Raw genomic sequence first — 4284 nt, 5'->3', positions numbered from 1 at the left:
CTCCAAAAGCACCTTTGCAGGCACTTCTCGATCATCGAGAAATCAAGAACACTGAACCCAAGCTCTTTAACGCAAAACGTTAAATCACAAGACGTCCACCAACCAAATTGCCAAAGATCTTTACCAAAGCTTGTTGCGTTTGGTCCCGCCCAAATCAGCGGGCTCGGCAGTGTACTGGAACTTATTGTGGGGTCAACTCAAGGAGACAAGTTTTTTGAAGTTTTCGTAAGGAGTGAGTTTATCTCGATTCCGGGCCACAGGTTAGGACGTTCGGTTCGTGAATTTCTGTCATTGGATCTCGAAGAAACGTGCGAGGAAGCCCGAACACATCTGCACATGCGAACACATTCGTGATTTGCTCCATTGAGGGAGAGTGCAAGCGAGCCTTCATCGACTCTGGGTTTCCACGAGATTTCCGTCTCCGTTATGATGTTCGCTTTGTCCACCTTTCCGGAAATTGCAATGCCAGGCCGGCGCGGAATTCGATTTGACGAGACTCAATTCTGGGTGACGCACCGTCATCAGGAATACGGTCCATTCGACTATGAATGGAGCGAGGATTTCCGCGGAATTGAACTTCTTTATATGGGAACCAAGTTCGGGGAAGTCTGCAGCGTCCACGAACTCTTCGCCGACATGAAGGAATTCGCCCTTCCGATGCGCGTCGTGGAAGTCGCCTGCGTCATTTTTGGTTGCACTTTGCTCGGAATTTCGGCAGGGTTTAGTGAACAGGAACGCGGAGACCTGCTGATTGACACTCTTAGGGAGTTCGACTGTGGTGAGTTTCTTCCAGAATAAGGGAAAGGCGACTTCCGTCCCCTTGCCACTGGATTCGTGACCGCCAAAATGCTGGGCAATCGCTTCTCTGACTTCAGGACGTTTTCAATCCGTTCGAGTCGCGGTTTCCCTAATTGAACAGCCCTTGACCACCGGGAGAAAACATTTGAGTTCCCCCAATGATTCTCACTCGGGATCCGATGTCCTCCCGCGATTTCTCTCTGCGGTGACACAGTTCGTCTCATCACAACCGGTTGTCACACTCTGGATCATCGGGCTCTTCACTCTATTTTCCGCGCTTGTGACCGCCCGGTTCCTGACCTTCAAGACAGATCGCTCCGACCTGATTGACTCGAACTCTGAGTTTCATCAGCGATGGGAGGAGTATGTTGAGAAGTTTGGTCCCCAAGCAGACATCGTTATCGTCGTTGAAGGACCGAACAGAGAAGCTGTCGAACTCGCCATCGACACTCTCGGTGGAAAGCTGAGATCTGAATCCAAACTGTTTGGCAGCATCCTTGATCGCGTTGACTCTGACCGAATTGTTTCCAAGGGGCTTCAATACCTGACCCCGGTTGAACTCGAAAAGATCGAAAACGAACTCGACGATTCCCGGGAGATCATTGAAGGAGACTGGTCGCTCGCTGGCCTGAATGCGTACTCACGGAGACTTGAACAGCTCCTGCAGTATTCGATTTCGGAAGGCAACTCGACACGAACCGACACGGCAATCAACCGAATCGAGTCGCTTGCCACAAGCCTCGAAAGTTTTCTTCTCGATCCCAACGAGTTCCAATCCCCCTGGCCTCAGATCGTTTCTCGAACCGATCTGGTATCGCAAGAAGCACAATCCGAATACCAATTGACACCGTCCGGGAAAATGGGTTTTGTCGTCGTGACGACTCAGACGTCATCGAACGGGCTGACTGGCAAGTCGGAGTCGTTGAATCGGTTGCGTGAAATTTGCTCGGAGACGACAGCACAATTGCCCGATGTCGAGATCGGAATGACCGGCATTCCTGTCCTTGAAGCCGATGAGATGGAGCGGTCGCAGATCGACATGCGAAACGCGTCGCTGATTTCGTTCGGTGGCGTCGGACTGATCCTGCTTCTCGGGTTCCGTGGGTTTCGTCACCCGGCGCTTGCACTGATCATGCTTGCCGTTGCGCTTGTGTGGGCACTCGGATACACCACACTGACCATCGGCCATCTCAATATTTTGTCGGTCTCTTTTGCTGCCATCCTCATCGGTTTGGGGATCGACTTTGCGATCCATTATCTGGCCCGCTATCTGGAACTGCGACACCATAACGAAGAGTTTCACCGGTCACTGGCTCTGACCTCCCGAAGCGTGGGAACAGGAATCGTGACAGCTGCGGTGACAACGTCTATGGCGTTCCTGTGTGCGACTTTTACAGACTTCCTGGGAGTCGCCGAGCTCGGCGTCATTGCGGGTGGCGGAATTCTGCTGTGTGCCATCGCCACATTCACCGTTCTTCCGGCACTCATCACACTTTCTGATCAAAACGTCTCGCCGCAACGACTTCCGACTCCGTTTCAGGGAACGTTGCTGCGAAAAATGATTCGACGGTTCCCGGCACTGGTGACCGTACTCACGCTTGTCGCAATCGTGATTGTCGGTGCTCAAGGATTCCGTTGGACCGATGGCGAGATCGAATCGATTGTTGAGTACGACGCAAACTTATTGAACCTGCAGGCCGAAGGAGTGGAGTCGGTCGAGTTGCAGGAGAGACTCTTCGAAGAGACTGACGGATCGTTGCTGTACGCCGTATCGATCTCAGACTCGATTGAAGAAACACGGATTCGAGGTGAGAAGTTTGAGCAGTTAAGTCTCGTCGCCCGCGTTGAAGACATGGCGAGCTATCTGCCTCGCTTTCCCGCGTCGGAAACCAATTTGCTTATTCAGTCGATCCATCTCCGACTCAGCCGCCTCGCTGATCTCCCGGAAAACTTCCCCGAAATCAATCCTCTCGCTGTCGGGCAAACGTTAGAGAGTCTTCACAGCCTCGTGCAGAACCAAACGTCTCCATCGGCACTCGAAGCTGAGGCCCGTCTTGATGCGACACTTGACATCATCTCAACGATGGAACTCCCGGAGCAGATTGAAATTCTATCAGCCTATCAAGCCGCCATGCTGACTGCCCTTCACGCGCAATTCCAAAAGCTGCAGGAAGTTTCCGATCCGTCACCAGTCACTCCCAAAGACTTTGACCCTGCGATTCATCGTCGATTCGTTTCCGATGAAGGAGACTGGTTAATTCGTGTCTACCCAAAGGAAGACATCTGGGAAGAGAAGCCGCTGGAAGCATTTATTAATCAGGTTCGCGGTGTTGATCCACTGATTACCGGAACCCCCATTCAGAACTTCGAAGCTGCGCGACAAATCCGAAACAGCTATTTTGACGCTGCTATTTACGCATTGGTCGTGGTGACACTCATCCTTCTGATCGATGCAATTTCGATTGGGCCGTTGTGTGTCACACTCATTGCACCGCTCGCGGTCGTCGGATTTACGCACTTCATGAGCCAGCATGCTGGCGAGGAATCGAACATCGCGCACCTTCTGGCGCTTTATACAATCGTGGCCATTCTTGTAGCGTTCGTTTTTGACTTTGAAAGCACTCGCAACGTCATCCTGACGCTCTTTCCTCCGATCGCTGGCGGATTCTTAATGTTCGGGATTTTCGCCATGACGAACATCGACCTGAATCCCGCGAACCTCATCGTCCTTCCATTGATCCTTGGAATTGGGGTCGATGATGGCGTTCATGTGACGCACGACTTTCGGCTCTCTCGTGGCCCCTACGAAACCTCTCCAAGTACGATCAACGCTGTGACTCTGACCTCATTGACGTCAATGATGGGGTTCGGAAGCATGCTGGTTGCCGCCCACCAGGGACTTGTTTCTCTCGGACTAGTTCTGGTAATCGGAGTCGGAAGTTGCCTGTTTGTGTCACTGGTCACTCTTCCTGCCATCTTGACGTTGATCGATCGCGGGAGAAGCCGAAAGTCACAGAAACCGGCTCAGCAACCCGAGACAACAGAAGTGCCTCAAGAAGACGAAGAAGACGTCGTCACAATCGCATTTCAGAACAGCGAGACATTTGGCGACAAACCGTCTGGCGAGCAGTAGATGACCATCGATCGAATCGATTTCACCTCGCGTCCCTCACGAAGCGGCTCAGCTGTCGAGATACTTTCGCTTCTCTTCAATAAAGCAAACATGATGGGGAATGTGAGAAACGATCCGCTCCAGGAGAATTGCCAAAGTCAGTGGACCATCGTCTGAGTGTACCCCGAAGCGATCAAAGTCTTCATCAGTTAACTTTCTCAGGATCTCTGCCATCTGCTGGCAAGTAAGAGCCTATCCGGAATCCTCTTCATGCTGTAAGTCGGTATTTGAACGGAGCTTGGTTGGGTGAAGGAGCTAAGCGGCGGAGCATGCGACCAATGGAAGCCACATAGATCATGGCTTCCCTCGATTTG

Annotated in this window: 2 protein-coding genes; both read left to right on the top strand. The window is 52.0% G+C overall.

Annotated elements, in window-relative coordinates:
- Positions 1–462 precede the first annotated feature (462 nt).
- Positions 463–798 carry a hypothetical protein gene (locus KOR42_RS25820; RefSeq protein ID WP_146512680.1) on the top strand — a complete coding sequence of 112 codons (336 nt, stop codon included), beginning with the start codon at positions 463–465 and terminating at the stop codon, positions 796–798.
- A gap of 145 nt (positions 799–943) precedes the next feature.
- Entirely contained in the window at positions 944–3931 is a 2988-nt protein-coding gene (locus KOR42_RS25815; protein WP_197441619.1) for an MMPL family transporter, read from the top strand.
- Positions 3932–4284: the final 353 nt, after the last annotated feature.

This window comes from Thalassoglobus neptunius (assembly GCF_007859735.1).
Lineage (GTDB): Bacteria > Planctomycetota > Planctomycetia > Planctomycetales > Planctomycetaceae > Thalassoglobus > Thalassoglobus neptunius.
This window is presented reverse-complemented; position numbering and strand designations above follow the sequence as displayed.

What these genes read in the sequence shown, in the direction of transcription:
- KOR42_RS25820 (WP_146512680.1), top strand. Translation starts at nt 463, where the DNA reads ATGCCAGGCCGGCGCGGAATTCGATTTGACGAGACTCAATTCTGGGTG.